This window comes from Pantoea sp. USHLN256, assembly GCF_037149875.1.
GTDB classification, from domain to species: domain Bacteria; phylum Pseudomonadota; class Gammaproteobacteria; order Enterobacterales; family Enterobacteriaceae; genus Pantoea; species Pantoea nemavictus.
Map to the genome: position 1 here is coordinate 876,293 of NZ_JBBCQO010000002.1, position 18,422 is coordinate 894,714.

General features: G+C 54.8%; 18 protein-coding genes. 13 read left to right on the plus strand and 5 right to left on the minus strand.

Annotation, left to right across the window (positions count from 1 at the left end; translation table 11 throughout):
- Positions 1 to 2 precede the first annotated feature (2 nt).
- The 4 genes from WFL93_RS08905 to WFL93_RS08920 all read left to right on the plus strand — a co-directional run bounded on the left by WFL93_RS08905 (position 3) and on the right by WFL93_RS08920 (position 3,993).
- Complete coding sequence (locus tag WFL93_RS08905; protein ID WP_336777915.1) at positions 3 to 812, plus strand: SDR family oxidoreductase; 810 nt, start codon at positions 3 to 5, stop codon at positions 810 to 812.
- A gap of 8 nt (positions 813 to 820) precedes the next feature.
- The gene (locus WFL93_RS08910; protein WP_180824237.1) at positions 821 to 1,972 is read left to right on the plus strand and encodes a pyridoxal phosphate-dependent aminotransferase; all 1,152 of its coding nucleotides are present in this window, start codon (positions 821 to 823) and stop codon (positions 1,970 to 1,972) included.
- A 30-nt stretch (positions 1,973 to 2,002) separates the two neighbouring features.
- Positions 2,003 to 2,623, plus strand: a complete 621-nt coding sequence (locus WFL93_RS08915) for a TetR/AcrR family transcriptional regulator (RefSeq protein ID WP_082204297.1) — start codon at positions 2,003 to 2,005, stop codon at positions 2,621 to 2,623.
- A gap of 98 nt (positions 2,624 to 2,721) precedes the next feature.
- Positions 2,722 to 3,993, plus strand: coding sequence for a Glu/Leu/Phe/Val family dehydrogenase (locus WFL93_RS08920; RefSeq protein WP_336777978.1), 1,272 nt, complete (start codon positions 2,722 to 2,724; stop codon positions 3,991 to 3,993).
- 131 nt (positions 3,994 to 4,124) lie between these two features.
- Here the strand turns inward: WFL93_RS08920 and WFL93_RS08925 are convergent, their stop codons facing one another.
- Entirely contained in the window at positions 4,125 to 4,316 is a 192-nt protein-coding gene (locus tag WFL93_RS08925; RefSeq protein WP_336777916.1) for a hypothetical protein, read from the minus strand.
- 163 nt (positions 4,317 to 4,479) lie between these two features.
- On the opposite strand from WFL93_RS08925, the gene WFL93_RS08930 reads away from it, so the two are divergent.
- Positions 4,480 to 5,988 (plus strand): glucosyltransferase domain-containing protein, encoded by a 1,509-nt coding sequence (locus WFL93_RS08930; RefSeq protein ID WP_336777917.1) that lies wholly within the window; start codon positions 4,480 to 4,482, stop codon positions 5,986 to 5,988.
- A 44-nt stretch (positions 5,989 to 6,032) separates the two neighbouring features.
- Here the strand turns inward: WFL93_RS08930 and WFL93_RS08935 are convergent, their stop codons facing one another.
- Positions 6,033 to 6,941, minus strand: a complete 909-nt coding sequence (locus WFL93_RS08935; RefSeq protein WP_049852827.1) for a LysR family transcriptional regulator — start codon at positions 6,939 to 6,941, stop codon at positions 6,033 to 6,035.
- Between the two features lie 142 nt (positions 6,942 to 7,083).
- Between WFL93_RS08935 and WFL93_RS08940 the strand changes: the two genes are divergently transcribed.
- Together WFL93_RS08940 and nfsB are read left to right on the plus strand one after the other, a co-directional pair.
- Entirely contained in the window at positions 7,084 to 8,085 is a 1,002-nt protein-coding gene (locus WFL93_RS08940) for a zinc-binding alcohol dehydrogenase family protein (protein WP_336777918.1), read from the plus strand.
- Positions 8,086 to 8,204: 119 nt separating this feature from the next.
- Positions 8,205 to 8,858: an oxygen-insensitive NAD(P)H nitroreductase gene (nfsB, locus tag WFL93_RS08945; protein WP_336777919.1), complete on the plus strand. Its 654-nt coding sequence runs from the start codon at positions 8,205 to 8,207 to the stop codon at positions 8,856 to 8,858.
- A gap of 61 nt (positions 8,859 to 8,919) precedes the next feature.
- Here the strand turns inward: nfsB and WFL93_RS08950 are convergent, their stop codons facing one another.
- The 3 genes from WFL93_RS08950 to WFL93_RS08960 are packed head-to-tail and all read right to left on the minus strand — an operon-like array spanning position 8,920 to position 11,737.
- Complete coding sequence (locus WFL93_RS08950; protein WP_336777920.1) at positions 8,920 to 10,281, minus strand: heavy metal sensor histidine kinase; 1,362 nt, start codon at positions 10,279 to 10,281, stop codon at positions 8,920 to 8,922.
- A complete protein-coding gene (locus WFL93_RS08955) occupies positions 10,278 to 10,952 on the minus strand; it encodes a heavy metal response regulator transcription factor (RefSeq protein WP_009128303.1) in 675 nt (224 codons plus the stop codon). Before WFL93_RS08955 ends, WFL93_RS08950 begins: the two co-directional genes overlap by 4 nt.
- 23 nt (positions 10,953 to 10,975) lie before the next feature.
- Positions 10,976 to 11,737: an alpha/beta hydrolase gene (locus WFL93_RS08960; RefSeq protein ID WP_336777921.1), complete on the minus strand. Its 762-nt coding sequence runs from the start codon at positions 11,735 to 11,737 to the stop codon at positions 10,976 to 10,978.
- Positions 11,738 to 12,011: 274 nt separating this feature from the next.
- Here WFL93_RS08960 and WFL93_RS08965 point away from each other — a divergent pair, with 274 nt between their 5' ends.
- From WFL93_RS08965 to WFL93_RS08990, 6 genes are read left to right on the plus strand one after another with little or no spacing between them, the layout of a single operon-like run.
- Positions 12,012 to 12,992 carry a TIM barrel protein gene (locus WFL93_RS08965; RefSeq protein ID WP_049852831.1) on the plus strand — a complete coding sequence of 327 codons (981 nt, stop codon included), beginning with the start codon at positions 12,012 to 12,014 and terminating at the stop codon, positions 12,990 to 12,992.
- Between the two features lie 50 nt (positions 12,993 to 13,042).
- Entirely contained in the window at positions 13,043 to 14,083 is a 1,041-nt protein-coding gene (locus WFL93_RS08970) for a sugar ABC transporter substrate-binding protein (RefSeq protein WP_009128323.1), read from the plus strand.
- A gap of 16 nt (positions 14,084 to 14,099) precedes the next feature.
- Positions 14,100 to 15,602: a sugar ABC transporter ATP-binding protein gene (locus WFL93_RS08975; RefSeq protein ID WP_336777922.1), complete on the plus strand. Its 1,503-nt coding sequence runs from the start codon at positions 14,100 to 14,102 to the stop codon at positions 15,600 to 15,602.
- 24 nt (positions 15,603 to 15,626) lie between these two features.
- Positions 15,627 to 16,598 carry an ABC transporter permease gene (locus WFL93_RS08980; RefSeq protein WP_009128327.1) on the plus strand — a complete coding sequence of 324 codons (972 nt, stop codon included), beginning with the start codon at positions 15,627 to 15,629 and terminating at the stop codon, positions 16,596 to 16,598.
- On the plus strand, positions 16,598 to 17,455 hold the full coding sequence (locus WFL93_RS08985) for a MurR/RpiR family transcriptional regulator (protein WP_336777923.1): 858 nt from the start codon (positions 16,598 to 16,600) through the stop codon (positions 17,453 to 17,455). Before WFL93_RS08980 ends, WFL93_RS08985 begins: the two co-directional genes overlap by 1 nt.
- A 3-nt stretch (positions 17,456 to 17,458) precedes the next feature.
- The gene (locus WFL93_RS08990) at positions 17,459 to 18,322 is read left to right on the plus strand and encodes a ribokinase (protein ID WP_336777924.1); all 864 of its coding nucleotides are present in this window, start codon (positions 17,459 to 17,461) and stop codon (positions 18,320 to 18,322) included.
- Positions 18,323 to 18,422: the final 100 nt, after the last annotated feature.

Consider the following 18,422-nt stretch of genomic DNA (forward strand, 5'->3'; position numbering starts at 1 on the left):
GCATGGATTCGTTAACGGGAAAAGTAGTGCTGATTACCGGTGCTGGCAGCGGCATTGGCAAAGCAGCCGCGGCGGGATTTGCCGCACGTGGCGCCCAGGTGGTGTTAGTGGGGCGTCGCCAGTCGGTGCTGGACGAGGTCGCAGCAAGCTTGCAGGCGCAGGGCAGCAAGGTATGCGCTTATGCCGCAGACATCGCGCAAAAAACCGAGGTTGATGCGCTGGTGGCGTGGGCGATTGCCGAATTGGGACGCGTCGATATTCTGGTCAACAATGCCGGTAGCGCCAGTAAAACCCTGAACGCGCGCTGGATTGCCGAAGAGGAGTGGGATCAGGTACAGGACGTCAATATGAAAGCGGTGTTCCTGCTTACGCAGGCGCTGCTGCCGGAGATGTTAGCGCGCAAGGACGGCACCATCATCACCGTCTCCTCGCTCGCTGCGCTGCGGCCTAATCTGCTGGGCGGCGCGGCATACGGCGCGGCGAAGGCGGCGGTGCGTAACTTCATGACCTATCTGCACAACACCTTTCGCAATGACGGCATTCGCTCAACCTGCATTCTGCCGGGAGAGGTGAACACGCCGATTATGGATAACCGCGCCAATCCACCGGCTCAGGCAATTCGCGATGGCATGGTGCAGCCGGAAGATGTGGCTGAAGCCATTCTGCTGTGTGCCAGTTTGCCGGCACGTACGGTGGTGGAAGAGTTGATTGTCGCGCCGACTTTCCTGCGCGATCTCTCCGGCGATCTCGAGATCAGCCGCTGGAAAAATGCCCCGGCAACGTGCCAGGCCGAACGTGAAAAACCTGAATAGGACACCTTATGTCGAGCCAAATGTTTAAAGCCGCCGAGGCGGTGTTACGCGTAGAGCGCACTTCGCTGCGGGTGCAGCAACCCGCGTCCAGCGGCGATATGGTTTCACTGGCGATGGGCGAACCGGATTTCGACACGCCGCCGCGGATTGTGCAGGCGGCGGTGGAAGCACTGCAGGCGGGATATACCCATTACGCGCCGTTGCTCGGTGACAAAGCACTGTGTAGCGCGCTGGCGGATGAGGTGTCAGCACAGAGCGGCAAAGCGGTGAAAGCCGGTGAGATCCTTGTCACCCACGGCGGCACCGCCGGTCTGGCGGCGGCGATTCTCTCCATCGTCAATCCTGGCGACCGCGTGGTGATCCCCGATCCCACCTATTCGCTGTACGCGGATTTAGTAAATATGGCAGGCGGCATCTGCGTGCCAATGCCGTGCCGGGCTGATTTGCACTGGGATTTGGATCGGTTGGATCACGCGCTCGACGGCGCGAAACTGTTCGTGTTCTGCAATCCCGGCAATCCCACCGGCATTGTGCACAGCCGCGCGGAAATTGACGCGCTCGGCCAACTGGTGAATAAGCACGATACGCTGGTAATTGCCGATGAAGCCTATAGCGATCTGGTGTTTACCGATCGTCCGTTTACTTCGGTGCTGCACATTGCCGCTTTTGCCGGACGCACGCTGTTCTGTCAGACTTTCTCTAAAAGCTACGCGATGACCGGCTGGCGCGTGGGGTATCTGGCGGGGCCAGCGGAGATGATCGCCGCTGCGGCGCGCGTGCACAATACGGTGAACGGATCGGTGAACAGCGCGGTGCAGCGTGCGGCGCTGGTGGCGCTGACGCAGTGTAAAGATGACGTAAAACGTATGTATGATGTCTACCGCCAGCGTCGCGTGCTGATGATGGAAGGATTATCGGCCATTCCAGAGCTAAAACTGAATGAACCAGAAGGCGCGTTTTACTGCTTCCCGGCTTATTCGTTGTCGATTCCGGCGATTGATATGGTATCGCTGCTACGCGAACAAGGCATCGCGGTGCGGCCTGGCAGTGAGTTTGGCGCGGCGGGCGAAGGGCATTTACGCCTCTCTTACGCTGCCAGCAGTGAAGCCATCATTGAAGGTGTGCGCCGTTTGAAGCGCGGCCTGGCCAGTTTCAAGTAACATCAGCAAGTTTGAGGAAGCACACCCACCATGACGGGAAAACCGATGCGCAGTGATACCGAAAGAAACCGCAAGAACCTGATTCAGGCAGCTGCCCGCTTGTTTGAGCGCTCCGAAACCCCGATAAGCATGACGGAAATCGCCTCAGAAGCTGGCGTCTCCGTGGCCACCGCCTATCGTCAGTTTACGTCGGTAGAAGAGGTGCTGAATGCTTATCGTCAGGACGTGGGACAACTGCTGTTGGATTACAGTCTGGAACAATCCTGCAGCGGTTTACTGAAGCTGGAAAAAGTCAGCCGTTACTGGATCAAGCTGGTACGTGAGCGCGGTGCGGCGATGGTGCCGATGCGTAATCGGCGCGGCTATCTGGAACGCTTATGGGAAGGCGCGGAATACCTGCTAGTACAGGCTGACGCGCTGCGACCCGCGCTACGCGAAGCGATGGAAGAGATGGAACTGCCAGATATCGGCGATAAGGCGGTGTTCCTGTGGAATATCCTTTTCGATCCACGTGAAATTTTTGATTTGCTGGACACGGTGGGACTCACGGAAAAACAGGTGGGAACCCAGCTGATGTCGGTTCTGGTTGGCGGTTTACGCGGCTTCGCTACCGCGAATGAATTTACCGTCGAAGCCAGCCGCAGCAAATAATCCAGGCCGCCTCGCGCGGCCATTTCTCAGCAACATCTAACTATCACATCGCCCTGTGAGGCCATCGTGCGCCCTGCATCCGGCAATAAGGTGAAATGATGAGTGTACTTTCGTATGTTTCAGCAGATAACAATTCCGCGTGGGCGACCTACCTGGCGCAGGTTGAGCGCGTGCTGCCACATCTTGGAGAGCTGGCGCGCTGGGCCGACACGCTGCGTCACCCGAAGCGGGCATTAATCGTTGATATTCCATTAGAAATGGATGATGGCAGCGTGCGTCATTTCGAAGGTTATCGGGTACAACACAATCTCTCACGCGGCCCCGGCAAAGGCGGCGTGCGCTATCATCCAGATGTCACGCTGGAAGAGGTGATGGCGCTGTCAGCATGGATGACGGTGAAGTGCGCCGCACTCAATCTACCGTTTGGCGGCGCAAAAGGCGGCATTCGTGTCGACCCGCGCGAGCTGTCACATAAAGAACTGGAAAGGCTGACGCGCCGCTATACCAGTGAAATCGGCACTATTCTTGGACCGCAGCAGGATATTCCGGCGCCAGACGTCGGTACCAATCCGCAAGTGATGGCGTGGATGATGGATACCTGGTCGATGAATGTCGGCACCACCTGCACCGGCGTGGTCACCGGCAAACCAATCCATCTCGGCGGTTCACTGGGGCGTGTGAAAGCGACCGGGCGCGGCGTATTTATCACCGGCAGAGCCATGGCGCAACGCATCGGGTTGTCACTGGAAAACTGCCGCGTGGCGGTGCAAGGATTGGGGAACGTCGGCAGCGTCGCCGCCGAGTTGTTCAGTGAGGCCGGAGCGAAAGTGGTCAGCGTGCAGGATCACAGCGCCACGCTCTACAACGCGAATGGTATCAATATTTCTGCGCTGGTCGCCTGGCAACAGCAGAAGGGCGGCATTGCCGGTTTTAGCGGCGCCACCGCCATCAGCCACGAAGCCTTCTGGGAGCAAGGCTATGACATTCTGATCCCGGCGGCGCTGGAAGGACAAATTACCGCCGATCGTGCCAGAAAGCTGGTCTGCCGCCTGGTCCTTGAAGGAGCAAATGGTCCAACCTTACCCGCCGCGGATGACATTTTGCGCGAGCGAAACATCATCGTGGTTCCTGATGTGATTTGTAACGCTGGTGGCGTAACCGTGAGTTATTTTGAATGGGTACAGGACTTCTCCAGCTTTTTCTGGAGCGAGGATGAAATCAACGCCCGGCTGGACCGCATCATGGAACAAGCGCTGCTGGCGGTGTGGCAAAAATCACAGGAAATTAGCGCAACCTTAAGAACGGCTGCCTATGCGGTGGCGTGTGAACGGATTCTGACAGCACGCAAAGAGCGCGGGTTGTATCCGTAAGGATGTGAAGGGGTATCAGTTTGATGCCCCTTCAATGCGTTTTGCGCATTACACAATTAAATCGACTTGTTCGCCGCCTGACATTTTGACTCCCAGCGTCAGATCGCCGCTACAGAGCCAGCAATATCTAATTAATGTGCTGACGGCTGCCAGGTGCCAACCGCCTGGGCATTGATCGGTTTCGGCAGCAGCTTGGCGTTATAAAAGGCAGCAGCAAGAGTGAGTGACGCGATCATTCGCGAGGTCAGCGCGCGCATGGAAAATCCTTGAAAGTTTATGATTGCAAAATCATAAAGCGCGGTGATGGCTAAGCCAAAACGCATGTTTGCATAAGCTATGCGCAATTGCGCATGACAACTTTACCGTTAACGTTCACAGAGTTGACGCAAGGTACGAGAATAGTCTCAATGACTTAAGCGTTTCCTTCTATATTGACTGAGTGACCGCGTAAAATTTTGCTCATCAATCAACTGATTCGGAGTGGAAATGCCTGCCAATGATGCCTTTATCGTCAGCCGCATGAATAAAATGGTTTTCACCATGGCGATAGCTTTACTGGCAACACTCCCGCTTTGGAGCAGTAAAATTTATTACCGCGATGATCTCTATCGGGTGCTGAATGGCAGTACGGAAACCTGGTTAACCAACGGCAGACCGGCGACCTGGATTATGCAATCCATACTCTCATTCGGGCAGAGCGTCAGTGATATCTCGCCGCTAAACCTTATTATAGGATTGCTGGCGTTAAGTATTGCCAGCGTTGTGTTTACCGAGAGGCTGCAAATTAGGCTCGATGGCTATTGGGCATTAATTCCTCCGCTGTTCATTGTTCTGAATCCTTTTTTAACGCAGGTGATGCTCTACTCTTATGACAGCCTAACGATGCTGGTCTCTATTTCCTGCGCGATGATGGCAAGTCAAATAGAGGGAATCCGCCGCTATAAATCGATTACCTGCTGTGTGCTGTTATTATTGCTGGTTCAAACGCTCTATCAATCCGGCCTGAATATTTACATCGCCTGCATCGCGTTAATTATCTTTTTTCGCGTCTATCACCATCAACCGGTATGGCAATGGCTGTTGAGTAAAGTTGCGGCTTTGCTGATTGCGGTCCTGGCCTATAAATTATTTATCAGCTATTTATTACCGGTCAAAATGGATTGGTATACCCTTAAACACTTCACGTTATTGCCACTTAATCTCGAATCATTGGCGGTGATGCAGACCAGCATAAAGCGTTATAGCGAATTCTTTCTTAACGCCTATCCTGCGGCTGCGCTGGCGTTGGTATTGCTACCGATTGCGATAGCGTTGATCAGTACACTGATTATCAGCTCTAAAATCCGTTCTGTGCAACGTCATGCAAGCTCGGGTAAATGGCTATTGTTGCCTGCGTTTTTTATCGCTGTGTTGGCGGTGCCAGGTTTATCACTGGCGCTAGCGATGCCTCTGTTTGCGCCGCGCATGTTAATGGCGTGGAGTATTACATTATTATTCTGTTTTTATGTGGGCACGCTGGCATTTCCTCGCGGCATAAAACTGTTAGCAGGCTCGAGCCTTATTCTGCTGTGCTACCATTTGGTGTTAATGCTGGTGTGTTTCAATACGGTGGTCAACGACCAGCGATATCAAATGAGTGTGATGAACCAAATTAAAATGGATTTCTCCTCTTTCCCTGCACAGACCATTGACTCAGTCGCCTTTATTGGACAATTAAATGATGCACCTGACGTAAGAATTAATATTCGTAATTTCCCGATCATCAACCCTATTCGGATGAAAATGCTGGGTGAGTCAGAACCCTGGATTTGGCAGGCAATGATGTGGCAAGTCAACTTATCACTAAAAACCGTGGAGGCCAGCGATGAAATGAGAATGATTAAGCCGCGGGAATACCATTCTCAGGGGCCTGATTATGACGCGTTTAAAGATAATAACGTGCTGGTTATCGATTTCAGAAAATCAGGTGGGGTGGTGACAAAGTATATTCCATAGGCGATCTCATCGGTGATGTACGGATGATGAGAGGACGAGTCAACTCATAGCTTCGCCGTTAAGGCACGGAGAGGCTGGCGCAACACCTCATGCAGCGCGCGAATCGCTGGAGAAAACTGTTTACGGTGTGGGCAGATCAGATGCAGCGGGGTACTTTCACCCGGCATCTCCGGCATGACAATCTCCAACCTTCCTGCCAGCACATCCTCACACACATCAATCCAGGATTTATAGGCGATACCCATGCCCGCCATTGCCCAGCGGCGAGCCACTTCGGCGTCATCACACTGCATGCGGCTTTTCACCGTGATCTGCCGGCGCATGCCCTCCTGCGGAAAGGTCCATTTGTCATAAACATGGCCGCCCATGATGAACAGCAAACAGTGATGGTATTGCGCGATATCTTCCAATTTTTCTGGGCGTCCATGGCGATCGAGATAATCCGGCGATGCCACCATCACGCGGCGATTGTCCTCGGCCAGCGGCAGCGCGACGTAACTGCTGTCCTCCAGCTTGCCGTAGCGAATAGCAATATCCACCGGATCGCGAAACACATCGCTGATTTGGTCGGAGAACGAGAGACGCACCGCGAGCGCAGGGTGTTGACGACAAAAGTCGGTGATCAGCGGCAGCAAGATGTTGCGACCAATATCGGATGGCAGGGCGATTTTCAGTTCGCCGCTCAGGGCGTCCTCATCGTTTTGCAGGCTGTCGGCGCCCGCATGCATCAGCGCCAGCATCTCCTGCGCATAGGGCAGGTATTTTTCTCCTTCCGCGGTCAGGCGCAGGCTGCGTGTGGAACGGGCAAACAAGCGACGATCTAACTCCCGCTCCAGGCGCTGAATCGCCGCGCTGACCTGCCCAGGTAACAAATTCACCTCACGCGCCGCGCGCGAGAAGCTGCCTAACGCGGCAGAACGCACAAATAGGGTGACATCTTCCAGTCGGATCATCTTCTTTCTAGCCAGGGTAGTCAGCAGGGATTTTCACTCTAAGAGTGAAAGTGTTCACCTGCAACTGGCATTTTTCAATCCGCTGCAGCCCGCTATGCTGAGTTCAATTAACGAAACCTGCTGATGAATAAGGATCTGTCCGATGAAAGCCATCGTCTATAGCCAAAACGGTTTACCGATTTCTGATGAAAATGCGCTGTATGAACTCGATGTAGAGAAGCCGGTACCCGGCGCACGCGATCTGCTGGTAAAAATTCACGCGATTGCGGTGAATCCAGTGGATACCAAAGTGCGCGCCGGTGCGCCCACCGATAAGCCGCGCATTCTGGGCTGGGATGCGGTCGGTGTGGTGGAGGCGATTGGCAGCGACGTTACGCTGTTCCAGCCGGGCGATGCCGTGTTTTACGCTGGTGATATCACGCGCGCGGGCAGCTATGCCGAATATGGGCTGGTGGATGAACGCATCGCCGGGCACAAACCACGTTCGCTGAACGAAGCGGATGCGGCCGCGCTGCCGCTGACCTCGCTTACGGCCTGGGAGTTGCTGTTTGATCGTCTGGAAGTGCAGGCCGAAGACAACGCGGCACTGCTGATTATCGGCGCAGGCGGCGGCGTCGGTTCGATGCTGACTCAGCTCGCCAGCAAACTCACTAAACTGACCGTGATCGGCACCGCCTCGCGCCCGGAAACCGCCGATTGGGTACGTTCCCTGGGCGCGCATCATGTGATTGATCATCACCGTCCGCTGGGCGAGCAGCTGGCAGCGATTGGCCACCCGGAGGTGCGCTATGTCGCCTCGCTCACCCATACCGACAGCTATTACCCGCAGCTGATCGATGCTATCGCCCCGCAGGGCAAACTGGCGTTAATTGACGATCCAGAAACGCTGGATGCGGTACCGCTGAAGCGTAAAGCCATTTCGCTGCACTGGGAGTTGATGTTTACCCGCTCGCTGTTCCACACCGCCGATATGCAGCGTCAGCATGAAATTCTGCAGCGCATCAGCCAGTTGATTGATGACAAAACCCTGCAAACCACGGCGGGAGAACATCACGGCACGATTAATGCCGCTAATTTGCGTAAAGCCCACGCGCTGATCGAGAGCGGACGCGCGCGCGGCAAGATTGTGCTGAGCGGGTTTTAAGCTTTAACCATGCGCAATAAATTGCGCCGCTACAGATAACTGCACGCTGCTGTAGCGGCGCGATTTATCGCGCAATGTCGACACCAGAATTTTATTGATCCGAAAACAAGGAATCTGACATGACACTCAATGATGCCGTTGCCCGTCGTCACACTGTAAAAGCCTTTGCGGGCGGCAAAAATTTACCGCAGGACGAAATTGATACCTTGCTGAACGTCCTGCGCAACAGCCCGTCTTCGGTAAATTCGCAGCCGTGGCACTTTGTAGTGGCATCAACGGCTGCTGGTCGCGAGCAGATGGCAAAATCCACTGACGGCGCGTTCGTCTATAACAGCCCGAAAGTGCTGAACGCGTCGCACGTTATCGCGCTGTGCATGCGTACCGATCTGGATGAAGCGCATCTGCAAAATGTGCTGGCGCAGGAAGAGGCTGACGGTCGATTCGCTAAGCCGGAAGGCAAAGCGGGGCAGGATAAGAGCCGCCGCAGCTACGTGGATATGCATCGTTACGAGCAGCGCGATGTGCCGCAGTGGATGGAAAAACAGGTTTACCTGGCGCTGGGTGGTTTGCTGCTGGGCGCGGCGATGTTGGGCATTGATGCCACGCTGATGGAAGGATTTGATCCGCGCGCGTTAGATCAGGCGCTCGGTCTGCGTGAGAAGGGCTTTACCAGCGTGGTGCTGGTGTCGCTGGGTTACCGCAGCGAAGATGATTTCAACGCCGCGTTACCAAAATCACGCTTGCCGCGTGAAGAGATTTTCACCTTCATTTGACGCCGGATTGCCTGTCGTAGGGTGCGCATTGCTGCGCACCCTTTCGATGGCCGCTCTTACGCTAAGGAAATCGCAGCGTAAAGCGGTTCACGCCATGCTCGCTGTGCACCTCGCAGCTTCCCTGATGCAGGCGCATAATGCTGCGCACAATCGATAATCCCAATCCGCTGCTGCCCTGATGACGCGATGTATCGGCACGCCAGAAACGATCAAAGATGCGCGCCTGCTGTTCGGCACTGAGCGCTGGACCGTGATTTTCCACCATCAGGCTGCTGCCGTGATTAAAAATCCGGATGGTGCTATCGCCATCGCCATAGCGCAGCGCGTTGGCCATCAGGTTCGCCAGCGCGCGCTGCAACAGCTGGGGATCGGCGCGCAGTTCGCCGCACAGCGTCATCTCCAGCCGCATTGCCTGCTCTTCCGCCATGCCGTCAAAGTACGCTTGCAACTTCTCACCCAGCAGCGCCAGATCGATGTTTTGCACATCCATCGCCTGGCTGGCATCTTCCGCCTTCGCCAGAAACAGCATGTTGTCGATCATCTTCGCCAGACGTTCCAGCTCCTCATAATTGGAGCCGAGCAGCGCCTGATAGTCGCTGACGCTGCGGGTCTGGCTGAGCGCCACTTCGGTTTGACCGATCAAGGTGCCGATGGGCGTGCGCAGGTCGTGCGCCATATCCGCTGAGACCTGGCTTAACTGCTGATAACCGCTTTCGAGGCGGCTGAGCATTTGGTTAAACGCGGCGACCAATGGCTGCAGTTCTGCAGGCGCCCGCTCGGGCATGCGCTGTGACAAGTGGCGCACATCAATCGCATCCGCCTGCGCCGCCAAACGCCGCAGCGGAATTAGGCCGCGCCGCACCAGCCAAATGCTGATCGCTGCCACCAGCAATGCCGCCAGCGCGGTGGTGAGGATGATTTGATCGCGATAGCTGTTCAGCGTTTGCGTACGATCGCTCATCAGGCGGCCGGTGATGATCTCAATCTCTCCGCTGCCATCGCGCGTGGGCGTTAGCGCCGCAGCCGAGATAAACGGCGTGCCGTCAGCGGCGGCGAGATGATGCACCGACGCAAGCGATAAGGGTTGATCGGCCGCTACCGGCGTAATCGTGGGGATCGGGCGTTGGCCGGGATTGACCACGATCAGCGGCGGCTGGCCGGGAAAGCGCAGCACCAATAGCGACTCGGTATTGCCGAGCATGTTGGCAAACAAGCGCGGCTTCTGCTGAATCAGCGTCACGGCATCTTCATCGCGCAGCAGGGTGCGAATCTGATCGATACGATTGAGCAGCGCCGCATCGTCGCGCACGCCAATTTGCGTCGCCAGCGAGTGATAGAGCGCGAGGCCGCTGAGGGAAAAAATCACTATCACCGTCGCACTCAGCAGCAGCGACAGGCGTGCGGCGAGTGAACGTTGCTTCATGATTCGGCTTCGCAGCGATAACCCACGCCGTGCACGGTATGAATCAGCGGCTGAGCAAACGGGCCATCAATTTTCTGCCGCAGACGTTTCACCGCCACATCCACCACGTTGGTGTCGCTATCAAAATTCATGTCCCACACGCGTGAAGCAATTAAAGTACGCGTCAGCACTTCGCCCGGATGCAGCATGAACAGGTGCAGCAGGTTGAACTCTTTGTTGGTGAGATCGATGCGCTGGCCACCACGCTCGACGCGCCGCTTCAAGAAATCGAGCTGCAAATCGGCAAGCCGCAGAATATCCGGCAGCTTCTGCTGACCGCCGCGCCGCAGCTGCGTGCGCACGCGCGCCAGCAGCTCGGCAAACGAGAAGGGTTTAACCAGATAATCATCCGCGCCCAGCTCCAGCCCTTTGATCCGATCTTCCAGCGTGCTTTTGGCGGTGAGGAAAATCACCGGCGTATGCGTCTGTTTATCCAGCGCCGCCATCACCTGCCAGCCATCCATACCGGGCATCATTACGTCGAGTAAAATCAAATCGTAATGATGCTCCTGCGCATAGAACAAGCCATCCTGGCCGTTATCCGCCACATCGACGATAAATCCCGCTTCCGTCAATCCTTTGCGCATGTAATCGCGCGCTTTGGCTTCATCTTCAATCACCAAAATTTTCATGCGCTGCTCCGCGGGACAAAGTTTCAGGGCTGCGCGTGCAGCGCGGCTTGTTCTATCAATTTCGCGACATCATCAGGATGCGATTGATAGACCGAGTGGCTGGCACCGGCAATTTCCACCGTGTGGCTGTGCGCACGTTTGGCATACATGCGCTCCAGATCGGGACTGATGATTTTGTCAGCTTTCGCCACCATGTACCAGCTAGGCTTGGTCTTCCACGCCGGATCAGGAATGTTGGCGGTGAACACCGCCGCGTTAGTTGGCATCTGTGCGTGGGCTTCAAAATCGGCCTGGGCAGCCGGTAAATCGGCAGCGAAATCGCCGTGGTAATTTTCGGGGGCGATAGTCAGATAATCATCACTCGATTTCGCGAACGGATGCGCACTGTTAGGGAATTTTTTGCCATTACTGGCTTCCGTCTCGCCGTTGTCCAGCGCGTGGGCAGCGATATAAACCAGGCCCGCGACTTTATTGTCGTTACCGGCTTCGCTGATGATGGCGCCGCCGTAGCTGTGGCCGACCAAAATCACTGGCCCGTTTTGCTGATCGATAATGCGTCGCGTCGCCGTCACATCTTGCGCAAAACCCGTCAGCGGCTCCTGCACCAGCGTCACTTTGTAGCCATCATGCGTTAAACGATCGTACACCGGACGCCAGCCGGCACCGCCGACAAACGCGCCGTGCACCAGCACAATGTTGTTCACCGGCTGCGCCTGAGCCTGAGCCGCGCCGCCTGCGATAGCCAGCAGCATGCTCGCTGCGAGAGTCAGTTTGTTCATTTTCATTTGGTTAATCCTGATTGCGAAGGTTGGCCTACAGGATAGGGAACAGGCGCTGACAGCAGGGTGAGCGAGTTATGACAAAAGAATGACATCGACCAAAACGCATATGTCGATCCCGCGCAATCGATCAAAAATTTCGTGAACATCCTCGCATTTTGAATAGTTCCAGAGCGTCACTGCTTGCCAAAAGACAAACTGAGTGTAATTTATCCCATAACTTCACAAATAATCGTGAAGACGGAAAGTACATTACAACCGTCATCAAGGATCCTTCCTCATGTCCGAATTAAAGTTTGCTACACGTTTGAACTCTTTCGCCTCTGGGGCGCACCTTTACTGGCCAGATCTTCAGGGAAAACCTTCTGTTTTACAGATGATTGCGCGTGCAGGAAAAGTGCAGGGGCTCACGCATTTGGACCTCAACTATCCGCAGCACATCACCACGGATATCCACACCATGCGCCAGGCGATTGACGATGCCGGCTTAGCCGTCAACGGCATGCAGATGCGTTGGGATGCGCCGCAGTTCAAAATTGGTGCCTTTACCAACCCGGATGCGAAGATTCGTCGCGAAGCTATCGAACTGACTAAGCGTGGTATCGACGCCGGTCGCGAATTCGGTTCACGTTTAATGACATTGTGGATGGGGCAGGACGGCTTCGATTACTGCTTCCAGGCTGACTATAAAAAGATGTGGGAAGACGCGGTGAGCGCGGTACGTGAAGTTGCGGAATATGCGCCAGATATCGACGTCAGCATCGAATACAAACCCAACGAACCACGCGCTTACAGCATCTTCCCGAACGCCACTACGTGTCTGCTGGCGGTAGAAGAGGCCGGTTGCGCCAACCTCGGCATTACGCTGGATTTCGCCCACGTGTTGTTTGCTAACGAAATCCCCGCCTTTGCCGCCGCGATGGTTGCGCGCCGTTCGCGCCTGCTGGGTCTGGATCTTAACGACGGCTGGGGCAAACGCGATGACGGTTTGATGGCCGGTTCGGTGAATCCGCGCGCCACGCTGGAATTCCTCTGGCAGATGCAGCGCGACGGTTATCAGGGCGCGTACTACTTCGATACCTTCCCGGATGCCAGCGGTCTGGATCCGATTCGTGAAGCGGAAATCAATATCGCGACGGTGACTCGCCTGCTGAAACTGTGCGAGAAACTCAATAATAATCCGGCGCTGGATGAAGCCATCAGCCGTCAGGATGCGGTGGCATCGCAACAAATTGTCAATGACATCATGCTTGCCCGTTAAGCAAACCAACAACACCAACGTTCCGCGAAAACTATAAAAAGGCTAACACCATGAAAAAACTCTTACTCTCTGCCCTGACCTCAGCGTTGTTGTGCTCCAGCGTTTACGCCGCCACATTAGCGCCGTTGAAATCCGATTCCGAGCCGGATCGCACCGACTGGACGCAACTGGAAAGCAAGTACGGCCCGATGCCTAAAGTCGATGCCAAACTGAAAATTGGTGGCGTGTCGAAAACGTTGACCAACGAATACTGGCGTTCTCTCGGCGAAGGCTATCAAAACGTCGCGAAGAAATATGGTTTCACCGTGGCGTACCAGGCGGCGGCCAATGAGGACGATCAGCTCGGTCAGCTGTCGATTGCCGAAACGCTGATTGCGCAGGGCTTTAATGGCCTGCTGGTCTCGCCGCAAACGGATATCAACCTCGAACCGGCGCTGGAGAGCGCCAGCAGCAAAGGTATTCCGGTGGTGAACGTTAACGATGCGGTGGTACCAAGCGCGCGATATTACGTGGGCAACGTGCAGAAAGATAACGGGGCACGCGTGGCGAAATGGTTTATCCAGCACCATCCGCAAGGCGGCAAAGTGGCGGTGATTGAAGGGCAGCCGGGCGTTTATGCGGCAGGCCAGCGCACCGCCGGTTTCAAAGAAACGCTGCAGGCTAATGGCAAGTTCAACATCGTGGCCAGCGTGCCGGCCAACTGGAGCCGTGAGCAGGCATTCAACGCCGCGTCGACCATTTTGCAGCAGCATCCTGATTTGATCGGTTTCTACGCCAATAACGACACCATGGCGTTGGGCGTAGTTGAAGCGGTGAGCGCGCAGAATAAAGCCAAACAAACTGCGGTATTTGGCACCGACGGCATTTCAGATGCCTATGCCTCAATCAAGCGCGGTGAATTGACCGGCACGGTGGATAGCTTCCCGGTGCTGACTGGGGAAGTGGCGACAGAAGTGATCCTGCGTCTGATCGGTGGTCAGAAACTGTCGCGCGTGGTGACCACGCCGCAGGCGCTGATCACCAAAGATAACGCCGAGGCGTTTTCAACCAAAGACAACAACAAACTGCGTCAGTTGCTGGCACAGCAGTAAAACAGGCGGAGAGCGTATGGAACAGTATCGCTTAATGATGCGCAGCATCACAAAAACCTACGGCAGCGCTGCGGCGCTGCAAGAGGTGGACTTTATGGTGCGGCCAGGTGAAGTACACGCGCTCATCGGTGAGAACGGCGCGGGTAAATCGACGCTGCTGAACATTCTTTCCGGTGTGCGTCCGGCTGACAGCGGTGAGATTTATGTCAACGGTCAGCAGGTGCAGATGAAGAATCCGTTGAGCGCACGCCATGCCGGCATCGCGATGATTCACCAGGAATTACAGCATGTTCCCGAGCTCTCCGTAGCCCAGAATATGTTTCTCGGTCGCCCGCTGACCACCATGAACGGTTTGTTTGTCGATAAGCGCGCACAGCTGGCCCGAGCGGTGCACATTCTTAAGCAGCTTGACCCGAGCATTAATCCGGCCGAGCCGATTAAGAATCTCAAGGTATCACAGCAGCAGATCGTCGAAATTGCCCGCGCGCTGCTGGATGAGGCCAAAATCATTGCCATGGATGAGCCCACCTCGAGCCTGACGCCACGCGAGTTTGACCGTCTGGCTGAACTGATTGCGGATTTGAAATCCACCGGTGTGTCGTTGATTTACGTGTCGCACAAGATGAACGAGATTTTCCAGGTGTGCGATCGCGCCACCATCATGCGCGATGGTCGCCAGGTTGGCGTGGTGAACATCTTCGATGAAACCGAAGAGAGCATCGTCGCCAAAATGGTCGGGCGTAAAATCGAAAAGCTGGAACATCACTCCTGGGCCAGCGATCGTCAGGTGCTGCAGGTGGAAAATGTGGCACGCGGCAACGAGATTAAACCGGCCAGCTTCACTGTCTGCGCGGGAGAAGTGCTGGGCATTGCCGGGTTGGTGGGAGCCGGTCGAACCGAGTTGCTGAAGCTGATTGCGGGCATCGATAAACGCAGCGCGGGTGAAGTGCGCGTTAACGGCAAAGCGGTGCGCAATCACAATGTCAGCGCCGCCATTCGTGCCGGTATTGGTTTAGTGCCGGAAGATCGTAAGAAAGAGGGCATCATCAAGGCGCGCGCCGTGAAAATGAACATGGCGCTGCCGTCGATGCGCAACTTCACGCTGGGCGGATTGATCCGTAAAGCCAAACTGAACCAGGTGGCGCAGGAGGTGATGTCAGATCTGAAACTGCGCCCGCTGAATATCGAAAAACCGATCGGCACGCTCAGCGGCGGTAATCAGCAGAAAGTGATTATTGGTCGCTGGGTAGCGGCAGATGCAGACGTATTTTTATTTGATGAACCGACCCGGGGAATTGATATCGGTGCCAAGTCAGAAATTTATAATCTGATTGAGAAACTGGCACAACAAGGCAAAGCTATTGTGGTGGTCTCTTCGGAAATGACGGAAATACTGCGGGTATCCGATCGCGTATTAGTGATGCGCGAAGGAAAAATTACCCGCGAGCTGCAGGGTGCGGAAATTACCGAAGAGAATATCGCGAGCTTTGCGATTAAAGAAATTAAAGAAGCCGTTTAACGCTTATTCTATCAAGGCTAAATTATGATGACGCAAAGTACCACTCAGTCTACGACTGCGCCGTCGGCGCTGCTCAAATTTAATCTGCGCGACGCGGGCACGTTAATCGGTCTGATCATTATCGTCGTAACCTTTTCATTCTTATCGCCGGTATTTTTTACCGTACCAAACCTGCTGAATATTCTGCAGCAGTCATCGATTAACGCTTTAATTGCGTTAGGTATGACGCTGGTGATTATTTCGGGCGGCATTGACCTTTCCGTGGGGCCTACGGCAGCGCTGTCTGCGGTATTAGGTGCCACCATGATGGTAGCGGGCGTACCGGTACCGGTAGCGATTATGGCCACCCTGGGTATTGGCGCACTGTGCGGCGTATTTAGCGGCACATTAATTGCCTACGCGGGATTGCAGCCGTTTATTGTTACGCTCGGCGGTTTATCATTATTCCGTGCCATTGCGCTAATCTATACTGGCGGTAATCCGGTGTTTGGTATTCCGATGGAATTCCGCAGTATTATTAATAGTACGGTATTCGGTGTGCCGACGCCGATTGTGATTGTGGCGGTGATTGCGCTGCTGTTATGGGTAGTAATGAATAAAACCCCGCTGGGCGAATACATTCTTGCGGTGGGCGGTAATGAAGAAGCGGCGCGCGTGGCTGGCGTACCGGTTAAGCGCACTAAAGTCACGGTGTATATTATTTCCGGCACGCTGGCATCTCTGGCATCGTTAATTCTGATTGGTCGCTTAGGGGCAGCTGAACCCACCATCGGTAATTTGTGGGAACTCGATGCCATTGCGGCGGCGGCCATTGGTGGCGCCTCGCTGATGGGCGGCAAAGGCAGCATTATCGGCACGTTAATTGGTGCTATTATTCTCGGTGCCTTGCGTAATGGCTTGACTCTGCTAAATATTCAGGCCTTTTATCAATTGCTTGCTACAGGCCTAATCATTATCATAGCGATGTTGATTGACCGGGCGACAAGAGGCAGGTAATGAAGCAAGATCCGCGAGCCATTGGCGCTCAAATTCGCATGCGCTTACCGCAACTGACGCCGCTAGAAAGACGCGTAGCAGAAGCGATTATTGCCAGAACCGACATTAATGAACAAACATCGCTGCAAGAGATCGCTGAGGAAAATGGTGTCTCACAGGCGATGATTGTGAAAATTACCAAGAAGCTTAACTTTACCGGCTTTCGTAATTTTCGTACCGGGCTGATCTATTATAATCAGTCGGAAGTGGCCGGTTTGCATGCGGAAATTGAGCCGGATGATTCGTCGGAACAATTGCTGGCGAAAGTATTCAGAACCTCGATTCAGGCGATAGAAGAGACCTTATCAATTCTGGATATTGCGCAGTTTAACCGCGCGGCAGATATATTATTTAAAGCACGTCATATTGATCTTTATGCTGTGGGTGGCTCTGCCACAGTGGCGCGCGATTTATCGCATAAGCTACTCAAGATTGGTATTAAATCGACGGCTTATGATGATGCCCATATTATGCTGATGTCGGCAGCGGTATTGTCTGATGATGATGTGGTTATCGCCATCAGCCATTCCGGTGCCACACGCGCGGTAAATGATCCTATTAAGCTGGCGGCACGTAACGGCGCAAAAATTATTGCGATTACGAATTATGCCGAGTCGCCTATTGCGCAAATTGCGCATGTGGTTCTTACATCAACTTCTCAGGGATCGCATCTGCTTGGCGAAAATGCCGCTTCACGTATCGCGCAGTTAAATATTCTCGATGCGTTATTCGTCGCGATTGCCAAAAAAGATCTTAAGCTGGCAGAAACTAATCTGATGAAAACCCAGCGTGCGGTTCAGGACCTGCGGGACTTTTAAACCATGAACAAAATCATTGTTGCCGGAAGCTTGCATTACGACATTATGCTGGCGGCTCACCATCGCCCGGAAAAAGGCGAAACGGTTATCGGGAACGGCTGCAGTTATAAATTTGGTGGTAAAGGCGGTAATCAAGCGGTTGCGGCGGCGCGTGCCGGTGTACCGGTGAGTTTTGTCGGCGCCGTGGGCGATGATATGCAGGGCGAATTTCTCATCAGCGCGCTGCAGGCAGCGGGCGTGGATACCCAGGCGGTGGCGATTTTGACCGGCACGCCTTCCGGTATGAGCGTGGCAATTAGCGATGCCGAAGGGGATTACGGCGCGGTGGTGGTGTCGAATGCCAATCTGCATATTGATGTCGCGGCGTTGAACGCTGAGTTGTGGCGCGATGCCGGTATGCTGGTGCTGCAAAACGAGGTGCCGGCCAGCGTGAATATGCAACTGGCGCAGCAGGCGCAGCAGCGGGGTATTCCAGTGTGCATCAACGCGGCTCCGGCACGTGACATCGCGCCGGAACTGACGGAGTGCGTACAGCTGCTGATCGTCAACGCGGTGGAAGCGCGTGATATGTGTCAGATCGCGGTAACCGACCTGGCCTCGGCCTGTGAAGCGGCGCAAGCGTTGGCGCAGCGTTTCCCGCAGGTGATCGTTACGGCGGGGGAACACGGGCTGGCGCTGTGTGAAGCGGGCGGTACGGCGTTTAGCATTGCGGCCATTCCGGTCAAGCTGGTGAGTACACATGGCGCGGGCGATTGCTTCGTCGGGGTGCTGAGTCAGGCGCTGCTGGCGGGCCTCAGTCTGGTGGATGCAGCAGACAAAGCCAATCAGGCGGCAGCTGAACACGTTTCTCGTCCCGTTGCGGTCTGATGCGCGCTATCTCCGGCATTAAGTTTCTCTTACTGCCGGAGATAAAATCACTTAACTCCTTCTGTTTAATAAGAAATTCATCTGCACACTAACCCTCTTT

Excerpts from the sequence above, each read along its gene's own strand:
- WFL93_RS08955 (WP_009128303.1), bottom strand. The coding sequence starts at position 10,952 with ATGAAAATTTTGGTGATTGAAGATGAAGCCAAAGCGCGCGATTACATG.
- nfsB (WP_336777919.1), top strand. The coding sequence starts at position 8,205 with ATGACACTCAATGATGCCGTTGCCCGTCGTCACACTGTAAAAGCCTTT.
- WFL93_RS08915 (WP_082204297.1), top strand. The coding sequence starts at position 2,003 with ATGACGGGAAAACCGATGCGCAGTGATACCGAAAGAAACCGCAAGAAC.
- WFL93_RS08925 (WP_336777916.1), bottom strand. The coding sequence starts at position 4,316 with ATGCGTTTTGGCTTAGCCATCACCGCGCTTTATGATTTTGCAATCATA.
- WFL93_RS08930 (WP_336777917.1), top strand. The coding sequence starts at position 4,480 with ATGCCTGCCAATGATGCCTTTATCGTCAGCCGCATGAATAAAATGGTT.
- WFL93_RS08910 (WP_180824237.1), top strand. The coding sequence starts at position 821 with ATGTCGAGCCAAATGTTTAAAGCCGCCGAGGCGGTGTTACGCGTAGAG.
- WFL93_RS08920 (WP_336777978.1), top strand. The coding sequence starts at position 2,722 with ATGAGTGTACTTTCGTATGTTTCAGCAGATAACAATTCCGCGTGGGCG.
- WFL93_RS08960 (WP_336777921.1), bottom strand. The coding sequence starts at position 11,737 with ATGAAAATGAACAAACTGACTCTCGCAGCGAGCATGCTGCTGGCTATC.
- WFL93_RS08990 (WP_336777924.1), top strand. The coding sequence starts at position 17,459 with ATGAACAAAATCATTGTTGCCGGAAGCTTGCATTACGACATTATGCTG.
- WFL93_RS08970 (WP_009128323.1), top strand. The coding sequence starts at position 13,043 with ATGAAAAAACTCTTACTCTCTGCCCTGACCTCAGCGTTGTTGTGCTCC.
- WFL93_RS08965 (WP_049852831.1), top strand. The coding sequence starts at position 12,012 with ATGTCCGAATTAAAGTTTGCTACACGTTTGAACTCTTTCGCCTCTGGG.
- WFL93_RS08980 (WP_009128327.1), top strand. The coding sequence starts at position 15,627 with ATGATGACGCAAAGTACCACTCAGTCTACGACTGCGCCGTCGGCGCTG.
- WFL93_RS08935 (WP_049852827.1), bottom strand. The coding sequence starts at position 6,941 with ATGATCCGACTGGAAGATGTCACCCTATTTGTGCGTTCTGCCGCGTTA.
- WFL93_RS08940 (WP_336777918.1), top strand. The coding sequence starts at position 7,084 with ATGAAAGCCATCGTCTATAGCCAAAACGGTTTACCGATTTCTGATGAA.
- WFL93_RS08985 (WP_336777923.1), top strand. The coding sequence starts at position 16,598 with ATGAAGCAAGATCCGCGAGCCATTGGCGCTCAAATTCGCATGCGCTTA.
- WFL93_RS08975 (WP_336777922.1), top strand. The coding sequence starts at position 14,100 with ATGGAACAGTATCGCTTAATGATGCGCAGCATCACAAAAACCTACGGC.
- WFL93_RS08950 (WP_336777920.1), bottom strand. The coding sequence starts at position 10,281 with ATGAAGCAACGTTCACTCGCCGCACGCCTGTCGCTGCTGCTGAGTGCG.
- WFL93_RS08905 (WP_336777915.1), top strand. The coding sequence starts at position 3 with ATGGATTCGTTAACGGGAAAAGTAGTGCTGATTACCGGTGCTGGCAGC.